The organism is Romboutsia sp. 1001216sp1 (genome assembly GCF_039841805.1).
Taxonomy (GTDB): Bacteria; Bacillota; Clostridia; order Peptostreptococcales; family Peptostreptococcaceae; genus Romboutsia_C; species Romboutsia_C hominis.
In genome coordinates, this window is sequence record NZ_JBDPHA010000009.1 from 1 (window position 1) to 20,147 (window position 20,147).

The 20,147-nt window shown below is 30.1% G+C and carries 20 protein-coding genes and 1 rRNA gene; all 21 read right to left on the reverse strand.

All coding sequences use genetic code 11. From position 1 onward, the window contains the following. Positions 1-328 (reverse strand): 16S ribosomal RNA (locus ABHC41_RS09795); the annotation flags it as partial. 221 nt (positions 329-549) lie between these two features. Continuing rightward, positions 550-735 (reverse strand): hypothetical protein, encoded by a 186-nt coding sequence (locus tag ABHC41_RS09800; protein ID WP_092921510.1) that lies wholly within the window; start codon positions 733-735, stop codon positions 550-552. 356 nt (positions 736-1,091) lie between these two features. After that, the gene (gene lysS, locus ABHC41_RS09805; RefSeq protein WP_271893777.1) at positions 1,092-2,603 is read right to left on the reverse strand and encodes a lysine--tRNA ligase; all 1,512 of its coding nucleotides are present in this window, start codon (positions 2,601-2,603) and stop codon (positions 1,092-1,094) included. A gap of 17 nt (positions 2,604-2,620) precedes the next feature. Further along, positions 2,621-3,100: a transcription elongation factor GreA gene (gene greA / locus ABHC41_RS09810; RefSeq protein WP_092921514.1), complete on the reverse strand. Its 480-nt coding sequence runs from the start codon at positions 3,098-3,100 to the stop codon at positions 2,621-2,623. Positions 3,101-3,202: 102 nt separating this feature from the next. After that, positions 3,203-4,177 carry a tRNA dihydrouridine synthase DusB gene (gene dusB, locus ABHC41_RS09815; protein WP_092921722.1) on the reverse strand — a complete coding sequence of 325 codons (975 nt, stop codon included), beginning with the start codon at positions 4,175-4,177 and terminating at the stop codon, positions 3,203-3,205. A gap of 142 nt (positions 4,178-4,319) precedes the next feature. Beyond that, positions 4,320-5,090 (reverse strand): type III pantothenate kinase, encoded by a 771-nt coding sequence (locus ABHC41_RS09820; protein ID WP_092921516.1) that lies wholly within the window; start codon positions 5,088-5,090, stop codon positions 4,320-4,322. An 18-nt stretch (positions 5,091-5,108) separates the two neighbouring features. Beyond that, the gene (locus ABHC41_RS09825; RefSeq protein ID WP_242977260.1) at positions 5,109-5,708 is read right to left on the reverse strand and encodes an ECF transporter S component; all 600 of its coding nucleotides are present in this window, start codon (positions 5,706-5,708) and stop codon (positions 5,109-5,111) included. A gap of 156 nt (positions 5,709-5,864) precedes the next feature. Beyond that, a complete protein-coding gene (locus tag ABHC41_RS09830) occupies positions 5,865-6,824 on the reverse strand; it encodes a P1 family peptidase (protein ID WP_271893773.1) in 960 nt (319 codons plus the stop codon). Continuing rightward, positions 6,817-7,794: a biotin--[acetyl-CoA-carboxylase] ligase gene (locus ABHC41_RS09835; RefSeq protein ID WP_195238350.1), complete on the reverse strand. Its 978-nt coding sequence runs from the start codon at positions 7,792-7,794 to the stop codon at positions 6,817-6,819. Before ABHC41_RS09835 ends, ABHC41_RS09830 begins: the two co-directional genes overlap by 8 nt. Positions 7,795-8,131: 337 nt before the next feature. Further along, on the reverse strand, positions 8,132-10,078 hold the full coding sequence (ftsH, locus tag ABHC41_RS09840; RefSeq protein WP_195238352.1) for an ATP-dependent zinc metalloprotease FtsH: 1,947 nt from the start codon (positions 10,076-10,078) through the stop codon (positions 8,132-8,134). 31 nt (positions 10,079-10,109) lie between these two features. Beyond that, positions 10,110-11,495: a tRNA lysidine(34) synthetase TilS gene (gene tilS, locus ABHC41_RS09845; protein ID WP_195238355.1), complete on the reverse strand. Its 1,386-nt coding sequence runs from the start codon at positions 11,493-11,495 to the stop codon at positions 10,110-10,112. A gap of 180 nt (positions 11,496-11,675) precedes the next feature. Then, entirely contained in the window at positions 11,676-12,092 is a 417-nt protein-coding gene (locus ABHC41_RS09850; RefSeq protein ID WP_092921526.1) for a DUF1934 domain-containing protein, read from the reverse strand. A gap of 61 nt (positions 12,093-12,153) precedes the next feature. Then, positions 12,154-12,963, reverse strand: a complete 810-nt coding sequence (murI, locus tag ABHC41_RS09855) for a glutamate racemase (RefSeq protein ID WP_195238427.1) — start codon at positions 12,961-12,963, stop codon at positions 12,154-12,156. 14 nt (positions 12,964-12,977) lie between these two features. Then, positions 12,978-14,045: a D-alanine--D-alanine ligase family protein gene (locus ABHC41_RS09860; RefSeq protein WP_092921530.1), complete on the reverse strand. Its 1,068-nt coding sequence runs from the start codon at positions 14,043-14,045 to the stop codon at positions 12,978-12,980. Between the two features lie 140 nt (positions 14,046-14,185). Next, on the reverse strand, positions 14,186-14,701 hold the full coding sequence (locus tag ABHC41_RS09865) for a cell wall hydrolase (protein WP_166506122.1): 516 nt from the start codon (positions 14,699-14,701) through the stop codon (positions 14,186-14,188). A gap of 15 nt (positions 14,702-14,716) precedes the next feature. Beyond that, positions 14,717-15,373: a stage II sporulation protein R gene (gene spoIIR / locus ABHC41_RS09870; protein WP_092921532.1), complete on the reverse strand. Its 657-nt coding sequence runs from the start codon at positions 15,371-15,373 to the stop codon at positions 14,717-14,719. A gap of 180 nt (positions 15,374-15,553) precedes the next feature. After that, complete coding sequence (locus tag ABHC41_RS09875; protein ID WP_092921534.1) at positions 15,554-16,234, reverse strand: GntR family transcriptional regulator; 681 nt, start codon at positions 16,232-16,234, stop codon at positions 15,554-15,556. After that, positions 16,227-17,108 (reverse strand): 4-(cytidine 5'-diphospho)-2-C-methyl-D-erythritol kinase, encoded by an 882-nt coding sequence (ispE, locus tag ABHC41_RS09880; RefSeq protein ID WP_271893766.1) that lies wholly within the window; start codon positions 17,106-17,108, stop codon positions 16,227-16,229. Before ispE ends, ABHC41_RS09875 begins: the two co-directional genes overlap by 8 nt. A 111-nt stretch (positions 17,109-17,219) precedes the next feature. Next, a complete protein-coding gene (locus ABHC41_RS09885) occupies positions 17,220-18,770 on the reverse strand; it encodes an SPOCS domain-containing protein (protein WP_271893765.1) in 1,551 nt (516 codons plus the stop codon). Positions 18,771-18,862: 92 nt separating this feature from the next. Next, complete coding sequence (locus tag ABHC41_RS09890; protein WP_092921540.1) at positions 18,863-19,129, reverse strand: Veg family protein; 267 nt, start codon at positions 19,127-19,129, stop codon at positions 18,863-18,865. 147 nt (positions 19,130-19,276) lie between these two features. Next, on the reverse strand, positions 19,277-20,137 hold the full coding sequence (yabG, locus tag ABHC41_RS09895; RefSeq protein WP_271893763.1) for a sporulation peptidase YabG: 861 nt from the start codon (positions 20,135-20,137) through the stop codon (positions 19,277-19,279). Positions 20,138-20,147: the final 10 nt, after the last annotated feature.

The following is a 20,147-nucleotide window of genomic DNA, read 5'->3' on the forward strand; positions in this document are numbered from 1 at the left end:
GAGTTTGGACCGTGTCTCAGTTCCAATGTGGCCGATCACCCTCTCAGGTCGGCTACTGATCGTCGCCTTGGTAAGCCGTTACCTTACCAACTAGCTAATCAGACGCGGGTCCATCCTGTACCGCAAAAGCTTTGATAAGAAAGCCATGCGACTCTCTCATGTTATCTCGTATTAGCATACCTTTCGGTATGTTATCCGTGTGTACAGGGCAGGTTACCCACGCGTTACTCACCCGTCCGCCGCTCTTTACCGAAGTAAATCGCTCGACTTGCATGTGTTAGGCACGCCGCCAGCGTTCATCCTGAGCCAGGATCAAACTCTCAAATAAAAGTTGTTACCTGCTCAGACTATCATTATCTGAATATCTGGCTTGGTTTGTTTTCGATTCTTTTAAGAATCAGTTATTATAAATTAACCTACTGTTTAATTTTCAAAGTTCTTATTTACACTTTATTTTGTGTTTTTCGTTTTGCCTTTTTCTTAAGGACAAGTAATACTATACCACCTTATTTTTATAACGTCAACACTTTTTCAAAACTTTTTTTAATTTTATTTTGCTATCTTAGTTTCATATATATTTACTTGTTCTCTAGCTTTAGTAATTTCAACACTTCTAGCTTTTTTATTTTTACTTAAATCTAAAATTTTTATTACATCTTTGCAAAAATAAATCATAATTTCTCCAACTAATAAACTAACACATATTAAACATATCCAATTCATAACCCCAAACATACTATTTCCCCCTAAACTTAATTTTATGTATTTTTCTATATTTTTATTAAGCTTTCCTTTATAAAAATTAATCTATATATCTTCATTTTTTATTTTTTTAATATCCTTTCTCCCATTGGGATACTATATTCTTCACTATTTTGTATATTTTTTTAATGATTCTTGCTAAAAATTATATTTTATTATTTAATCTTTTATCAATTTTTTGCATAGTAAATAAGATTTTTAACGCTTAAAATACATTACTTCTAGTTGTAAGCGCTATATTATATTTAAACCTTAATTATCATTAAATCAAAATAAAAACCCTATAAAATAGCTTTTAAAAGCTATTTTATAGGGTTTTTATTCATAATCTATTCTTGGTCTGCTTTGTTGCTTGTAGAGTTATCTATTGGTTTCATTGTTGGGAATAAAATTACGTCTCTTATAGATGGAGAATTTGTTAATAACATCATAACTCTATCTATACCTATTCCTAATCCACCAGTTGGAGGAAGACCTACTTCTAGAGCATTTACGAAATCTTCATCCATATCACAAGCTTCGTCATCTCCTAATTCTTTCTTTCTTAATTGGTCCATAAATCTTTCTTTTTGATCTATTGGATCATTTAACTCAGAGAATGCGTTAGCTAATTCCCACTTATTTGCAAATGCTTCGAATCTATCTGTTTTTCTTGGATCTTCTACATTTCTCTTAGCAAGTGGAGATACTTCAACTGGATGGTGAGTTATAAATGTAGGTTGGATTAACTTATCTTCTCCAAATTCTTCGAACATTGCATTTATAACTTCTCCTCTTCTCATTCCAGGAGTTATTTCTATTCCTTTTTCTTTAGCAACTGCTAAAGCTTCTTCATCTGTGTCTATTTTTGAGAAATCTACACCAGTATATTCTTTAACACAGTCTTCCATAGTCATTCTTCTCCATGGAGGAGTGAAGTCTATTTCAGTTCCTTGATAATTTACCTTCATACTTCCTGTAGCAGCTTCAGCCATATAAGCTATAACATTTTCAGTTATATCCATCATATCTGTGTAATCTGCATAAGCTTGGTATAATTCTATAGCAGTATACTCTGGGTTATGCTTTATAGACATACCTTCATTTCTAAACATTCTACCCATTTCGTATACTTTATCAAATCCACCAACTATAAGTCTCTTTAAGTATAACTCATTGGCAATTCTCATGTACATAGGTATATCTAGTGTATTATGATGAGTTATGAAAGGTCTAGCATTAGCCCCACCAGCTATAGTATTTAATATTGGTGTTTCAACTTCTAAGAATCCTCTTTCATCTAAGAAAGATCTTAAAGCTTTTAATGCTTTAGTTCTAGTTAAAAAAGCATCTTTAACTTCTGGGTTAACTATTAAGTCAACATATCTTTGTCTATATCTTAAATCTTGGTCTTTTAATCCATGATATTTTTCTGGTAATATTTGAAGTGATTTAGATAATAAAACAACTTCATTTGCTTTTACAGAGATTTCTTCTTTTTTAGTCTTGAATACTTCACCTTCAAGCCCTATTATATCTCCTATATCATATGTAGAGAATATAGCATACTCTTCTTCACCTATTCTATCAAGTCTAACGTAGCATTGTATTCTTCCATCTTGATCTTGTATATCGATGAATCCTGCTTTACCTTGAAGTCTCTTACTCATTATACGTCCAGCTATTCTAACTACTTTTCCTTCAAATTCTTCAAAGTTATTTTTTATTTCCATAGAGTTAGTAGTTCTGTCATATCTACTTTGGTGGAAAGGATCTCTTCCCATTTCTTGTAGCTTAGCTAACTTATCTCTTCTTATTTGAAGAACTTCACTAAGTTCTTCTTGAGTTTGATCATTATTCATTTGTTTTACCTCCCATATTATCTTTTTATTTCTAATATTTCAAACTTAGCAACTCCGTCTGGTACTTGTACTTCTACAACATCTCCTATAGTTCTTCCTAAAAGAGCTTTTCCTACAGGAGATTCATTTGATATTCTTCCTTCATATGGGTCTGCTTCTGCTGAACCTACTATTGTATATTCAACTTCTTCATCAAATTCAACATCGTTTACTTTAACTATTGAACCTATAGTAACAACATTAACATCTATTTGACTTTCATCTATGATAACAGCTCTTCTTATCATACTTTCTAACTTCATTATTCTCTCTTCAACTTGAGCTTGCTCATTCTTAGCTTCATCATACTCAGAGTTTTCAGATATATCTCCAAAAGATATAGCTACCTTTATTCTATCAGCAACTTCTCTTCTTCTTACAGTTTTTAAAAACTCTACTTCTTCCTCTAACTTATCGAATCCTTCTTGAGTTAACAGTATTTCTTTCTTATCTTCCATGACCCCTACAACTCCTTCACTATGTATTTGGGCATAAGCCCAATTTTTAAATTTTGCTCAAAATATACATTTTTAATTTATGCGCTATATTATAAGTTACTCTTATTTCAATGTCAAGCAGTCTTCCATATACTCACGTAGCTTAGATACTACTTCTTCATGGCTTTCTATCTTATTTATTTCATCTCTAACTCTAGCAGAGTTTTTAAGTCCTTTTAGGTACCAACCTATATGCTTTCTCATTTCTCTTACAGCAACATATTCTCCATGCTCTTTTACCGCTAAATCTAAATGTTTAATAGAAGTGTTTATCTTTTCTTCTAATGTTGGCTCTGGTAATATCTCACCAGTTTGCATGTAATGATTTATTCTCTTGAATATCCATGGGTTACCTTGAGCCCCTCTACCTATCATTATAGCATCACAATTTGTTTTGTCTAATATATTTCTAGCATCTTCTACTGTAAATACATCTCCATTTCCTATGACAGGTATACTTATATTTTTCTTTATTTCACCTATTATATCCCAATCTGCTTTTCCAGAATAATATTGTTCTCTAGTTCTACCATGTATAGCTAAAGCACTTATCCCACAAGCTTCTGCTATTTTAGCTATCTCCACTGCATTTATGCTATTGTCGTCCCAACCTTTTCTTATTTTTAAAGTTACTGGCTTATCTGAATTTTTAACTACGGCCTTTAAAACTTCTTCAGCGAGCTTAGGATTTTTCATAAGAGCTGATCCATCACCATTTTTAACAACTTTAGGCGCTGGACATCCCATATTTATATCTAATACTTCATTTGGGTATTCATTCATTATTTGAGCAGCTCTTCCCATAAACTCTGGGTCTGAACCAAATATTTGAACTGCTACTGGATGCTCTGCATCTTCTATTTTAAGCATTTTTTTAGTATTCTCATCATCATAACATAATGCCTTAGCATTTATCATTTCTGTATAAAGCATTCCACAGTTTTGTTCTTTACATATAAGCCTAAATGGTAAGTCTGTTACACCAGCCATTGGCGATAAAAAGACTTTATTTTCAAGCTCTAAATTTCCTATTTTTATCATTTGTCTCCTCCTATATGATGTATTTTTATTATTTATATATATCCATAAATTAATTCATTATCACAAAATTCATAATTTAGATACATATTTTGAAATTGATTTATTCAAAAAAAGAATTGGGCAAATAACCCAATTCCCTCTATTCTTTGTTCTTCTCGTATATTAATCTTAATCCTTCTAAAGTTAAGTATTTATCTACATAGTCTATAGAATCTGTTTCTGATGCTATAAGAGTTGATAATCCTCCTGTAGCAACAACTTTTATGTTTTCATAATCAAGTTCTTTTTTCATCATTTCTATTATCTTATCAACTAATCCCACATATCCATAAACTATTCCAGCTTGCATAGCTGATACAGTATTTTTGCATACTGTAGTTCCTGGTTTTATAAGTTCAACTCTAGGAAGTTTTGATGCTCTTTGGAATAAAGCTTCACTTGATATCTTTATCCCTGGAGCTATAGTACCTCCTAGGTATTCACCTTTATCAGATATAGCACAGAATGTTGTAGCTGTTCCAAAATCAACTATTATAAGTGGATATTTGTACTTTTCTATACCAGCAACAGCATTTACAATTCTATCTGCCCCTACTTGCTTAGGATTGTCGTATTTTATATTCAATCCTGTTTTTATCCCAGGACCAACTATCTTAGGATTTATGTTACAGTATTTTATACAAAAATTTTCAAGAGAATGCATTACATTTGGTACAACTGAAGATATTATTATATCCTCTATTTCATTTATATCTATATTATCAAATTTAAATAAGTTACTTATTAACATTCCATATTCATCAGACGTCTTTTCTTTGTCTGTGTTTATTCTCCAGTCTTTTATTAACTGTTTTTCTTTATATATACCTAAAACCATATTGGTATTTCCAACATCAAATACTAAAAGCATTTATTATTAACCTTCTTTCTACCTTTTGATGACTTTTTTTAGGGCCATTATAACAGGTGATACTACTAAAGCTCCAATTATCGCTTCAGGTATACCATTTGTTGCTGCAAGAGTAAATATAAATGTTCCTGCAGTAGAAGCACTTGCCCCACTTACTTCAGCAAACCTAGCTCCATATAAGATATAAATCATGCCTAAAACACCTGCTGTGTTTATTATAGAACCTAATCCTCCGGCTAATAATCCTGATATAGATGCTTTTTTAGTTAACTTCATGGCGAATTCATATATATAATACGCTAGTATTCCTATCAACACTCTTGGAAGTATAGACACTAGTGGATTAATAAATGCGAAAGATGTTATCGTAGGTTGAGTCAATGCCTTTATAAGGCTAGTCAGACCAAATATAAACCCTACTGTAGCTCCAACTATAGGACCTTCTATAATTGAACCTATGATAACAGGTACATGCATTATAGTTGCATTAGTGGGTCCTATAGGTATATACCCTATCCCTGGTATCATTGACATCATAATAGATACTGCGGAAAGCACACCTATTATAGCCATCTTTCTTACGTTCACATTTTTTGTAGCTTTTGTTTGCACGTTCATAAAATACACCTCCGTTCCAGCTCATAAAGATGCCGGACTTCTTAAATTATTTAGTTTTTTTAATTCCCTTGATATCAAGTCAGGCTCCTATATCTCAAGGATGCCAGCTGTAACAAGAATAATTGTATCAATAGGAAATAACATTGTCAACAATTCTTAGTTTCCTATTATTTCTTTATATGAAGGTATATTCTTTATAGAATTTGCATTTTTTATTGCATTTATTACACTTTTTTCTACAACCTCTGTAGCTATAGAACTAACTAAAGTTATATCTGACTCTATTTCCCCTGTAGCCATTGTGAAAATTGTATCTCCATCATGAGGTGTATGTATAGGGAATATAGATTTTGCATAACCATTATGTGCCACTTGAGATACTTTCTTGCACCCTGATTTATCCAGCTTAGCATTAGTAACAACTACCCCTATAGTAGTGTTATCTATGCTAAATCCACCTTTTGAGAATCCTTCTTTCAAAATATCATAAGTGCTAAGATTTTTCTTTTTGCTATCATCTAAAACCCCAGCTATTAATTTCCCATCTTCATACACATCTCCAAAAGCATTTACAGCGACTAATGCAGATACAACTAATCCATTTTCTAGTTTTATAGAATAGCTTCCTATTCCACCTTTCATACAGTATTCTGGCCCTCTTATCTTTCCTACTGTAGCTCCACATCCTGCACCATAATTACCTTGTCTTAACTCTTTATCTGTGGCAGCTTCACAAGCCTTATACCCCATATCTATATTTGGTCTACATTTTGGATCCCCTACTATTAAATCAAATAATACAGCTCCAACTACTATAGGTACTTTAGCTACTCCAACATCAAACCCTATATTATGTTCTTCCAAGTATTTGCTTACTCCACATGTAGATTCTAATCCAAATGCAGAGCCACCAGACAGAACAACTGCATGTACTTTTTGTATCATATTTATAGGATCTAATAAATCAGTTTCTCTTGTACCAGGCGCTGAACCTCTAACGTCTACTCCACACGTAGCACCTTCTTCACATATAACAACAGTGCATCCTGTTAACCCTTCAGTATCTTGAACTTGACCTACTTTTATGCCTTTTACATCTAAAATATTATTATACATATCCTTTAATCCCCCTTATAGAAATCTCTCCTGATATAATCTCTTTAATAGAACCATCATTTCTCTTTATAATTAAATTTCCCTCTTCATTTATATCTAAACATCTAACTAATTCTTTTTCTTCGCCTCTTATGGTGTATATTTCCTTTCCAATTATAGCTGAATGTCTTCTACAAATATCTAAAACTTTTTCTTTTGAATTATTATTTATATACTCTAGATACAGACTTTCAAATTCTAATAATATATTCCTTACTATATCGACTCTAGATACAATATAATTTTCCTTATATAGAGATGTAGCTACATCACATATTTCCTGGGAAAACTCCATAGTTTTTACATTTATTCCAATACCTAAGACAATATGATTAATTCTTTCTATTTCTGCGGATAGTTCAGTTAATATTCCACATATTTTTTTTTCATTTAATATAATGTCGTTTGGCCATTTGATTTTAGCATTTACACCTAGCTTATTTAAAGCTTCCACTATACTTGCTCCTGCTATTAATGTTATGAATGGTGCCTTATATGGAACTATATTTGGTTTAAGTATTATACTCATCCATATTCCTTCATATGAATTAGAATGCCAATTCCTACCTAGCCTACCTCTACCTTTTGTTTGCTCTTCGCTTATAATAACTGCACCTTCAGACTCTTCATTACCTATCTTCTTAGCATAATCATTTGTAGAATCAATTGTGTCGAAATGAATAATTTTCTTACCTAAAATTTTAGTATGTAGATTATGGTATATATTATCATAAGTAAGTAAATCATCAGGCTTTTCTATCAATCTATATCCTTTCTTGTTTACTGATTCAATATTATATCCCTCTTCTCTAAGAGATTTTATATGTTTCCAAACAGCTGCTCTAGATATTCCTAATTTTTTAGATAATTCTTCCCCTGAAATAAATTTACTTTTATTATCTAATATTTCTTGTATTATCTTCTTTCTCATCCTTCACCTCTATCTATAAAAACTTTATACAACCGTATTACTTTTTTAATTTATAACTAATTATACATTATCTATTAATATTTTCACATTTCAAATAACTTTTAATTTTAATTTATTTTTAATCAACATTACATTAATTAGTATTCTAACAAAATAACTATTTATTTAACACTCTAAAGCTTTATCTATTCAATAAGAACAAAAATATCACCATTCATTATAAAAAGATTTATAACCTACTCTATTAGCTTTAATTTTATATTTTATTAATATACTAAATACATTATAGATTTATAGTATAAAAAAGAACCTTGATTAATCAAGGTTCTTTCTTATACTACTTGTTATCTATATCATTTTGAGTAGTGTCTTCATTTGTAGTATTTTCTAGGTTATTATGTTTTACTTCAAACTCTTCTGTTGTTATAGCAGTTGTATCAACTTTAGATTCATTATTTTCTAAAGGCAATTCTTTATCAAAAGCTTTTATAAATTGCTCTGCATCTAAAGTTTCATGTACTAATAATGCTTGAGCTATATACTCTAAACTATCCATATTATCTTGTAGTAATTTTTTAGTTCTAGCATAAGCTTCATCAACTATTCTGCTTACTTCCTTATCTATTTCATAAGCTATTTCTTCTGAGTAATTCTTTTTAGAATTGAAGCTATTTCCTAGGAATACCTCATCCTCTTGATCACCAAATGCCATAGGTCCAAGCTTTGAACTCATTCCATATTTAGTAACCATACTTCTAGCTGTAGATGCTACTCTTTCTAAGTCATTTGATGCTCCTGTAGATATATCATCTAAAACTAATTCTTCAGCAACTCTACCACCTAGTAAGACAACTATATTTTCTTTCATTTCATTCTTTGTTGCGTAGAATTTATCTTCAACAGGAAGTTGCATAGTAAATCCTCCTGCTCTTCCTCTTGGTACTATTGTAACTTGATGAACTGGACTTACATGTTCAAGTACGTGCGCACAAACGGCATGACCTGCTTCATGATATGCTGTAAGTCTTCTTTCAGGTTCACTTATTACTCTAGATTTCTTAGCAACACCTGCTATAACTTTTGTTATAGCTTCTTCTATTGTTTCCATTTGGATTTTCTTTTCTCTTTTTCTAGCTGTTAATATAGCAGCCTCATTCATTAAGTTCTCTATATCTGCTGGAGTAAATCCAGGTGTTCTCTTAGCTAAAACTTCAATATTAACATCATCTGCTAATGGCTTATTCTTAGAATGAACCTTAAATATAGCTTCTCTACCTTTAACATCTGGTGCTCCTACAACTACCTGTCTATCAAATCTTCCTGGTCTAAGTAATGCTGGATCAAGTATATCTGGTCTATTAGTTGCAGCCATTATTATGATTCCTTGATTAACACCAAAACCATCCATTTCAACTAGAAGTTGGTTAAGTGTTTGTTCTCTCTCATCATGACCTCCACCAAGACCTGCTCCTCTTTTTCTACCAACAGCATCTATTTCGTCTATAAATATTATAGCTGGTGCATTCTTTTTAGCTTGTTCAAATAGGTCTCTAACTCTAGATGCCCCTACCCCAACAAACATTTCAACGAAGTCAGAACCACTTATACTAAAGAATGGAACTCCTGCTTCTCCTGCAACTGCTCTTGATAAGTAAGTCTTACCTGTACCCGGAGGACCTACCATAAGTATACCTTTTGGTATTCTTGCTCCTAAATCAATATACTTTTTAGGGTTTTTCAAGAAGTCTACAACTTCTTGTAAATCTTCTTTTTCTTCATTTAAACCTGCTACATCTTTAAATGTAACTCTAGTTTTTTCGTCATCTTTATGAACTTTGGCTTTTGACTTACCGAAGTTCATAACCTTTCCGCCTCCGCCTTGAGACTGATTCATGAAGACAAACCATATTATTACCATGAAGAATATTAATAATAATGTCGGTAACATTTCTACAAACCAAGGAGTTGATGGTCTTGGCTCTCCACCAAACACTAATTTACCTTCCATAGCTTGACTTAAGATTTCATCAGCTAATTTATCTCCCATTACTTCTTTTGGAACATATGACCTAAACTTTACGTTAGAGTTTTTTATAGTTCCTTCTACTGCAGTCCCATCAACAAAATGTATTCTTGATACATTTCCTTTTTCTAATTCTCTATATACCTTAGAGAACTGCATATTTTCTATCTTTTCAGTAGGTTTTCCTGAAAACTGTACTATTCCTACTATGATTATAAATATTAGTAGGTAGAAACCTATTCCCTTGAAAAATTTATTCAAAAGAAGTCCTCCTTTCCTATATCGTTTTATTCTATATTTTCTTAAAGGTAATCTTTAAGACTTCCTTTGTACTATTGTCTATTTTGTAATTTTCACTATTTTTATAATCACCTACACATAAGATACCTTGCTCATCTACTATTATAGGTACATTGCATCTTTCTTCTCTAGGTATTTTTAAATCTATAAATAAGTCTTTTATTTTTTTGCTTCCTGCTGAAAGCTTTATCTTATCGCCTTCTTTTCTACTTCTTACTACTATACCCCCTTTTACTTTATCAAAATCAAAACCTTTAGATTTCTTATCTAGTTTCATACTCTTATATCTATCTATATTCATTGTTTGAGTTTCTAAAACTAAATTAAGTTCTTTTACTTTAATAAAACCGTTACTAGGTAAATTATAACAAAACTCTATAGTTTCGTTAACTATTTCTTTATTAATTAATAGTATAGTATTTTTTCTTCTATATGCAAATATCCCCCTTGGAAGGGTTATCATTTTATCTATCTTTTTATTATCTTCTAATTGCATAATGTCTTCTATATGCTTTTGGTCTACAAAGTTAGTATCTCCAAGTATATGTTTTATACCTTTTCTTAATACCCTTACCTTGATAGCATCATGAAGTTCTGAATACTTTTGTATATCTATTTCGCAGGCATCTTCTTGTAAATTGGAAACTTCTTTAAATTTAATTTCTGATTCTTCTTGGATATAATCGCTGTCAGTTTTTAAACTATTACTCATTCTTACTATAGATTCTATTACATTTGGATTAAAATTATCCTTCATATATGGTATAAGTTCTAATCTTATTTTATTTCTGGTGTATATAGTTTCTAGATTTGTATGATCTATTCTTGGATTTAATTCGTATTCTTCACAATAAGCTTCTATATCTTTTCTATCTATATCTAATATAGGTCTTATTATATTGTTGTCTCTTATATATTCTATTCCTCTTAATCCTTGAAGTCCAGTCCCTCTCATTATTCTCATAAGTATAGTTTCTGCTTGATCATTTAAGTTATGACCTATAGCTATCTTATTAGATTTTGTCTTTTGCTTTATTTCTTCAAACATTTCATATCTAAGTTTTCTTGCACCTTCTTCTACAGATAAACCATTTTCTTTACAGTACTTAGGTACATCTATAGATTTAACAAAGGATGTTACTCCTAAATTTTCACAAAGTTGAGTTATATATAGTGCATCTTTTTGTGCTTCTATACCTCTTATTTGGTGATTTAAATGAGCTGCATATACTTCGATATCTAGTTTTTCTTTTAGTCTATAAAGTATATGTAATAGACAAACAGAGTCTGGTCCCCCAGAAAGTCCTAAAACTATTTTATCTCCATTTTCTATTAGCTTATATTTATTTATAGTACTTAGTACTTTTTCAAATATCATATATTAATACCTCTTACATCTAGTTTTTAGTAACTTTTTATGTATAAAGTTTCTATAAAAAAACTATAAACCCTTGTACGTTTTTTAAAACATTCAAAGTTTAGTATAGTTATTATAATACCAAATAAATTAAATAAAAGGTAGTACTTTAACTACCTTTATAAAATTTATATATTTCTATTATTCTTTAATTTCTAACAAAATATCTATTTTATTTCTACCGTTAAACAAATCCATTATATTTATGTCATAATCTATATTTAATTTTATGCAGTTTTCTGCTTTTTTATCTATTTTTAAATCTCTTGTTTTAGTCTCTATTATAAATAAACCTTGTGGAGTTCTATATTTACTTTCATTTACAACTCCCTTTTCAAAATTCATAGTAGAATTTACTTCACCGAACTTCTTTATACTAACCTTATTATCAGATATTTTAATAGTTGTTGTAGTTGGTTTATCCATTTCCACTTCCTTATAAACTACATATAAATCTTCATTTTTATAGTATATGTTTGCATCAGCCTGTTGTCTAATAGTATCTAGTACTCTTTTCTTTTCATATTGTGTTGTAACTATATTTATTTTAGCATTCACTTCTTTTTCCTCCTAAAACAAATATAAACTTTAGATAATATCTAAAGTTTATATTTGTTGATTAGTACTTTTGTATTTCAACATGATTTACATTATCTATATCTCTTTTTATAAACTCTGTGGCTATACTAGCGAATTTTTCAGGTATATCAGAGACATAGTATTCATAATATACTCTTTCATTACCATCTTTTCTTAATATATCTTCTTCTTCTAGTACTTTTTTCAAATCCATAGCAGTTTCTTTAGCTGGATTCACTAATTTAATATTTTCTCCAACATATTCTCCAATAGTTCTCTTTAATATTGGGTAGTGAGTGCATCCTAGCACTAAAGAGTCTATCCCTTCATTAACTAGCTCTTCTAAATATTTTTCAGCTGTTAGTCTAGCTATTTCTGTATTTGCCCAACCTTCCTCTACTATTGGCACAAATAAATTGCAAGCCTTATCTATTATCTTTATATCTTTATCTATTTTAGCTATTTCTGCATTATAAGCTTTAGAACGTACCGTACCTTCTGTTCCAATAACACCTACTATTTTATTTTTTGTAGAATATGCAGCTGTTCTAGCTCCTGCTTCTATAACACCTATTATGGGTATATCATATTTTTCATTAGCCTCTTTTAAGCATCTAGCAGTAGCTGTATTACAAGCTATAACAATAGCTTTTACACCTTTAGATATTAAAAAGTTTATTGCTTGGAAGGTATATTTCATTACTGTATCCTTTGATCTAGGACCATAGGGAACCCTTGCTGTATCCCCAAAGTAGATTATATTTTCATTAGGTAAGATTTTCATTATTTCTTTTAAGACTGTTAATCCACCTAATCCAGAATCAAATACCCCTATAGGTCTATCACTCATCATAAACACCTGCTTTACTTCTTAGAGTCTATTGCTAACTCTATTAATTTATCTATTAGATTAGAATATTCTAATCCTGTTACTTCCCACATTTTAGGATACATACTTATATTAGTAAACCCTGGTAATGTGTTTATTTCATTTATGAATATTTCTCCTGACTTTCTGTCTATAAAGAAGTCTACTCTTGAAAGTCCTTTACCATCTATTCCTTTAAATGCATCTACTGCCATCTTTCTTATATTTTCCATATCTGCATCACTTATTTTAGCTGGTATTTCATAAGTAGATGCTCCGTTTATATATTTATCCTCATAATCATAGAAATCTTTAGCTGGCTTTATTTCTCCTGCTATAGAAGCCTTAACTTCTTCATTTCCTAAAACAGAAACTTCTATTTCTCTTGCATCTACACCTTGCTCTAAAACTATTCTTGAATCGAATTTTAAAGCTTCATTTATTCCATTTAAAAGTTCTTTTCTATTTGTTGCTTTAGATATACCAACACTTGAACCTAAATTAGCAGGTTTTACAAATACAGGATAATCTAGCTCTCTTTCTATTTTGTTTAGTTCTTCTTCTGTGTTATTGTTAAATACTATTTTAGTTGTATAAGTATAATTTACTTGGGGTAATCCCATTTGAGAGAATACTTTTTTACATACAAGTTTATCCATACCAACGCTTGAAGCTAAAACACCACAACCAACATATGGTATTTGGCTTATCTCAAATAATCCTTGTATTTTACCATCTTCTCCATATGGTCCATGTAAAACTGGGAATAATACGTCTATCTTTTCAAATCTTCCATCTTCAAATTTTATACCTACTTCTCTATTTCCAACAGGTATAAGGTTTATTTCAACATTTTTATTAGCCAAATTCTCCCATTGTCCATTTTTTATGTTTTCTTCACTACCTTCATAATACATCCATCTTCCATCTTTAGTTATCCCTATTGTGAATACATTGTATTTATTTTTATCTATATGTTTATATATTGAAGCAGTTGAAGATAAAGAAACTTCATGCTCTCCTGATTTTCCACCAAATATTAAAGCCACATTAAGTTTGCTCATTAACAATCTCACCTTTCTGGTTTATTTTCTAATTCAAATATTATATGCATTTTACTATCTAAATGATTATTATAGTCCATTATAACAAAAAAATAAAGGAGCCAAGCTCCTTTTTGCGCATTTTTCATCAATTTTCACTATTATTTTGCAAACACATGGTTCCCTATTCTCATATGAGGACTCAAAGTTTTTATCCACTTGCAAGTGGCTATATCTGGATTCCAAAAATATATAGATTCGTTAGTTGGATCGGTTCCATATAAAGCTTCTCTTGCTGCTTTATATGCACTTTCTGTTGGATCCATTTTTATTGAACCATCATTTACAACAGAAAAAGCATTTTTCTGATATATAACATCTCTTATTGTATTTGGAAATCTAGGATCTTTTACTCTATTTATAACAACTGCCGCTACTGCTACCTGACCCTCATAAGATTCTCCTCTGGCTTCTCCTGACACTAATCTAGATAACAATAAAAGCTCATCATTTGTTATGTTTAAAACTTCCTTTTCTTGTTTTTTGGTAATACCTTCTTCTACAGTAGGTACTTCACTTGTTCCTAAATCTTTTCCTTCTGCTAGTACCACATTCGTACATAACAACATGTAGAATAAAATAATTAACGATACTATAGATTTATAGCACCTGCCCATTCTTATGTCACTCCTTTAGTTTTTTAATATTGAATCTATGATTTCTGCTATTTTAAATTTAACTTCTACTCTACTAACTTCTTCTTTAGTTTTATGAGTTATTAAATTGTATTCTTCTTCAGTTAATACTTCCTTTAACTTTTCATCTGTAGCCTTATCTATAACTCCATTTTCTTCATCTATAAAACATAAAGGTGGAAACATTACGCACCACCAATTTTTGCCTGTTCCCTCTCCGATAACTATCTTCAAAGCCTTATATTCCCCTGCTGGAAGAACTACACTTGAATATTGCTTAGTTGGAAAATTACTATATTCTATCCCTACCTTTATGTCATAAGTATATCCATTTTCTTTTATAATATTCTCACTTATTTTTTCTATTTGGTCATATTCATTCTTTATTATTTCTTCACTTTGGCTTATATTTTTTGATTTTGATAGTTTAGGTTGAAGATACTCAATAACCGCATCCCTTACTTTTAGCTTTAGTTCTTGATCTTCATCTGAATCACTATTTGCTATAACATGAAATCTAATTAACTTATCTTTATAATTTTCTGATAATGAATTTATATTTTTGACCTCTCCATTTATAGTTAGTGTCATTAGGCTTATAACGCCTATAAGACTTAATACTAATATTATCAATCTTATCCTTATCTTATTCATAATTATTTCCCCCTCAAAATATTTCTATTTTGAGTATATCCAATCTGCACTTTTTTATACTTTTGCATTTGAATTTTAAATTACTTTATATCATACATAAGAATTCTATTTTTAATTTGTTTATAAAAAATAGAAATTTTTTTATTTTGTTACAATAAAAAAAGAAGGTTTTACCTTCTTTTAAATTTCTTTATTATTCACTGTTCTTTCTATCATAAAGTTTTCTGCTTTTTCAATATGCTCTTTAGCATATTTCTTAGCAAGTTCATTATCTCCCTTTTTTATTGCATCTACAATAGCTTTATGTTCATCTATTATATTTTTCACTGTTTCATAATCAGCTATGTATGTCTCTCTAAATCTGTATACTTGCTCCCATAAAGAATTTATCAACTGATGAAGTTTTTTATTGTTAGTTGATTTAAATATACACTCATGAAATTCTACATCTTTTTTAAGAAGGGCATCAACATCTGAGCTTTTAGCACTTTCTTCAAATTCTTTCGCTATTTTTTCAAGTTCTTTTATATTTTCTGGATTTATTCTTTCTGCTGCTAAAGATGATGCTAACCCTTCTAGTGTTGCTCTTATTTCTAATACGTCTATTATATCTTTTAATGACATATTAGCTACATAAGCACCTTTTCTAGGTAACATAACAACAAGCCCTTCTAACTCAAGTTTTCTTATAGCTTCTCTAACTGGAGTTCTACTTACGCCTAACTGTTCTGCTAGCTGAACCTCCATTAATCTTTGTCCTGGATTTAACTTTCCTTCTACTATTGCTTCTCTAAGATTTTCAAATACTACATCTCTTAGTGGCTTATAATCATCTAGATTTAATTTAGTTAAGTTATCCACAAATTTCAACTCCTTTTTCACTACTGCTTACAACATATACTTGAGAATATTGCTGTAATAGTATGTCTTTACACTTTAGTGCATTTTCAGATTTATCAAATAATCCAAATACTGTAGGTCCACTACCACTCATCATAGAACCTAAAGCACTATTAGCCATCATTATTTCTTCTATCTCATTTATTTCCTTATGAATTTTACTAGTTACATTTTCTAATACATTTGACATATTTTTTGATAAGGAATCTATATCCCCTTTTTCTAGACACTCAATTAAAAGTTTATTATTAGGTCTATTTTCTATATTATTTAAGTCTAAACCTTGATATACATCTTTTGTAGACACAAATAGGTTAGGCTTACATATAAGTATACTTATATTTTTAGGCAGCCCTTTTATGTAACTAAGTTTTTCTCCAATTCCTTCTGCTAATGCAGTTTTCCCAGAAATACAGTATGGAACATCTGCTCCTAACTTTAAACCTAGCTCCTGTAACTCTTGCTCTGTTAAATTTAATTTCCATAGTTTGTTAAGTCCAACTAATATTGCTGCTGCATTTGAACTCCCACCTGCCATACCTGCTGCTACAGGTATATTTTTCTCTATAAATACCTCAATCCCTTTATTTATATTGAATCTTTGCCTTAAAAGTTCAATAGCTTTGTATACTATATTGTCATTATCTAGTGGTATATGGCTACTATTACTCTTTATAACGACGTCATTTGTATCTAATTGCTTTATCTTTATAACATCATACAAGTCAATTGTCTGCATTATCATTTCTACTAGATGGTACCCGTCGTCTCTTTTTCCTAGCACATCTATAGATAGATTAATTTTTGCTCTACTTTTTAATTCTATAGAATTCATCATATCCTCCTTGTATATAGTATAATGTATTCTCAGCTATTAACATTATACTACAAAAAATAAAATAATAGGGGATTGTCCCCCCTATTATTTTATTTTTTACAATATATTTTAATCTGCTAAAACGACCTTCTTTTCTAATATTAAACATTTTCCTGGTCTTAATGGTTCATCAACTTTTATCTCATTAACCTCTGCTATCTCTTCCTCTGTAGTATTATATTTCTTAGCTATATTCCAAAGACTATCTCCTTCTTTGCATATATAAACTATTATACTTGGAGCCTTAGATAAATCATAAATTCCTAAATCATCACCTTTTATTATGAAACTTTCTGATTTCTTATCTATACCCTCTATAAATCTCTTTATTTTCATATTAATATCTATTTCATCTCTATTTAAGTCTACATCTATTTTTTCTATACTAACTGTATTAAATACCTTACAAGTATCTGTTAATCTATCTATCTCTATATCATGTTCAAAAGGAATTTCTTCACTTATTCTATAAACCATTTTTAGCCCTTCCACTGGAACATAAAGAATATCTACTCTTACTATACCTTGGATAACACTCTTGTTATCTTCTATATAAGCATTTTCTATTGATATTGATGGACAAACACTAACTATATCCTTTATTTGTATATCATCTTTATCATTCTTTATGCTTTCTTTTACAACAAAATTTTCTGTTCCACTGTATAATATTTTATTTACATCTATAGCTCTATGATCAAATTTTAGTATTTTTTGAGGAGAGTACGCATCTTGTAATACCTCTCTCGTAGTTTCATCTGTTACTTTAACTTTACTACTAACTGTGCAATCTATATCTAGTATACCCGTATTACTATCTCCATTTTGCTTAAATGTATGGTTAAAATCTCCCATAAATAACATAACTTCTTCTTTCATACCATCACAAGCTCCAGGAACCTCTATAAATTGTGTAAAATCTATACCGATTCTATCTAACTCTACTAGTTCACCATCATATGTACAAGCCAACGGGTTTACTTCTAGTACCCCACCAACTATTACTTTATTGTCTGCTATCCTAGTTTCTTTTATCCTAGCATTTGGATTTAAACTTATTATAGATTGTATTTCTTCTGTATTAACATTTATAGTATCCCTTATTACACTTTCTGTTCTCTCTATACCTATAATGTCTTGATAACTTATCTCTTTTCTATGTTTTTGTATCCCTTCAACTTGAGATACATCTTTAACTATATCTAATCTCTTTTTGTCAAATAAGCTACCTCTTACATTCATAAGAGCACCAACTTTTATCTTTCTTTCATTCATAATAGTACAATCAACATGTTCAATTTCAGGATATAACATATATTCCATGTCTTGGACTATATTATCCTTTTCTATAACTTCATTTATATCGATTCTTCCATCTACACTAGAAACAGTATTTTTATCATCTGTTATATATATTACATTATAGTTGAAACTTCCTCTACAATGTATTTTGCCATCTGCCACCTCTATTTTTTTAATTGCTATGTAACCTTCTGTTTTTATAATGTCATATACATCTGCTTTTTTATCTGGTACAACTACCTCTGATTCTATAAACGTTTGAAATTTACCGAAGTCTATTCTATTATCTACTTTAATTACATCTTTAATTAATTCCATCTTCGTCCCCCCTGTATTAAATAAAACTATCACACTATATTTATATTTAAGGAACAAAAAAAAAATTACACCTATTTTTGATAGGTATAATTTTAACTTACACTTAATTTATCTTGATGTTTAAATACTTTCAACTTTACGTTAGATGTTAATAAATCAGAGTAACTGTAAGATACTCTTGAATAACCATTTGCTTCGTCATATATTTTTACGACAAATACACTTGGATAAACATTTTCTAGTATCCCCTTCTTAGTAACAATCTGTTTTCTTCCCTTATTTGCCTTAAGTAAAATCTTTTTACCTAAGTGCCTCTCTAAGCTAGTTCTTATATTATCTAGCGTTTGAACAGTGGCCATAATATCACCTTCTCTTAAACGATTATATGTTTACATAATATCACATTTAAGAGGTTTTGTCAAATGTTTAAACTAATTATTTTATATATTTTTGATAAAAAAGTCAATAGTATTTTTTAAAATATACAATATAATTTGGTATTATTTTTAATAAATTATAGACTTAGGCATAGCCCATCTAAATTTACCTTTTGTTTCTGACCCGCCTATACCCTTCATACCTGTAACAGTTTGCTCTATTACCTCTTCTATTGGTACTATAGTATCTATTCTTGAGCAAGCTATTTTTTCTACCACAAAAACTGGATCTAGAGCATGTATCATTATTCTCCCTGGAGAGCTTGCATAATTTGCTCCTGCTTTGATTAACTGTTCATAATTTGACTGGCATGCTCCAGCAAATATAACTAAATTATCTAGATTAGGTTGCCACTTTCTAGCTTGTTTTACTGTTTTAATAAAATTCATAGAGTTTTTATAATTGCTTAAATCTGTAGTGTTACCTTTTTTAGAAGTTAAAGCATCATGACCAGTGATTACAAGTATATCTGGATTATGTTTTTCTAACAGTGCTCGTACTTCTTTATACTGATTAGGCTCTGGTATAGCAATTCCGACTGCCGGTATTCCTAACTCTGTATAAACATCTAAGCATAGTTTTAGATATTCTTTATCTCCATCAATTTGAAGGACCTTTCCTGGCATACCATAAACATTTGTATTCATTTGTAATTTCGGAACTGCCCTATTCATCTTTTTTTCTCTTTCCTTTGCTTTTCTCATTGATTGAGATATCAAGGACTCTACATTTTTATCTAATAAAACATCTCTTATATTTGGTAATCTTACTGCCTCTAAATCATCTATTGGTGCATCAGCTAATATTCTAAATGCTACCCCTTTTAATATTGCCACTTTTTCATTATTTTCATCTATGCTAAAAGCTATTATTTTAAATACTATATCTTTCCCATATGATTTTCTTACTACTATATCTCCTATATTCATATTCGTCCTC

What these genes read in the sequence shown, in the direction of transcription:
- ABHC41_RS09800 (WP_092921510.1), bottom strand. Translation starts at nt 735, where the DNA reads ATGTTTGGGGTTATGAATTGGATATGTTTAATATGTGTTAGTTTATTA.
- lysS (WP_271893777.1), bottom strand. Translation starts at nt 2,603, where the DNA reads ATGAATAATGATCAAACTCAAGAAGAACTTAGTGAAGTTCTTCAAATA.
- greA (WP_092921514.1), bottom strand. Translation starts at nt 3,100, where the DNA reads ATGGAAGATAAGAAAGAAATACTGTTAACTCAAGAAGGATTCGATAAG.
- ABHC41_RS09820 (WP_092921516.1), bottom strand. Translation starts at nt 5,090, where the DNA reads ATGCTTTTAGTATTTGATGTTGGAAATACCAATATGGTTTTAGGTATA.
- ABHC41_RS09825 (WP_242977260.1), bottom strand. Translation starts at nt 5,708, where the DNA reads ATGAACGTGCAAACAAAAGCTACAAAAAATGTGAACGTAAGAAAGATG.
- ABHC41_RS09830 (WP_271893773.1), bottom strand. Translation starts at nt 6,824, where the DNA reads ATGTATAATAATATTTTAGATGTAAAAGGCATAAAAGTAGGTCAAGTT.
- ABHC41_RS09835 (WP_195238350.1), bottom strand. Translation starts at nt 7,794, where the DNA reads ATGAGAAAGAAGATAATACAAGAAATATTAGATAATAAAAGTAAATTT.
- tilS (WP_195238355.1), bottom strand. Translation starts at nt 11,495, where the DNA reads ATGATATTTGAAAAAGTACTAAGTACTATAAATAAATATAAGCTAATA.
- murI (WP_195238427.1), bottom strand. Translation starts at nt 12,963, where the DNA reads ATGAGTGATAGACCTATAGGGGTATTTGATTCTGGATTAGGTGGATTA.
- ABHC41_RS09860 (WP_092921530.1), bottom strand. Translation starts at nt 14,045, where the DNA reads ATGAGCAAACTTAATGTGGCTTTAATATTTGGTGGAAAATCAGGAGAG.
- ABHC41_RS09865 (WP_166506122.1), bottom strand. Translation starts at nt 14,701, where the DNA reads ATGGGCAGGTGCTATAAATCTATAGTATCGTTAATTATTTTATTCTAC.
- spoIIR (WP_092921532.1), bottom strand. Translation starts at nt 15,373, where the DNA reads ATGAATAAGATAAGGATAAGATTGATAATATTAGTATTAAGTCTTATA.
- ispE (WP_271893766.1), bottom strand. Translation starts at nt 17,108, where the DNA reads ATGAATTCTATAGAATTAAAAAGTAGAGCAAAAATTAATCTATCTATA.
- ABHC41_RS09885 (WP_271893765.1), bottom strand. Translation starts at nt 18,770, where the DNA reads ATGGAATTAATTAAAGATGTAATTAAAGTAGATAATAGAATAGACTTC.
- ABHC41_RS09890 (WP_092921540.1), bottom strand. Translation starts at nt 19,129, where the DNA reads ATGGCCACTGTTCAAACGCTAGATAATATAAGAACTAGCTTAGAGAGG.
- yabG (WP_271893763.1), bottom strand. Translation starts at nt 20,137, where the DNA reads ATGAATATAGGAGATATAGTAGTAAGAAAATCATATGGGAAAGATATA.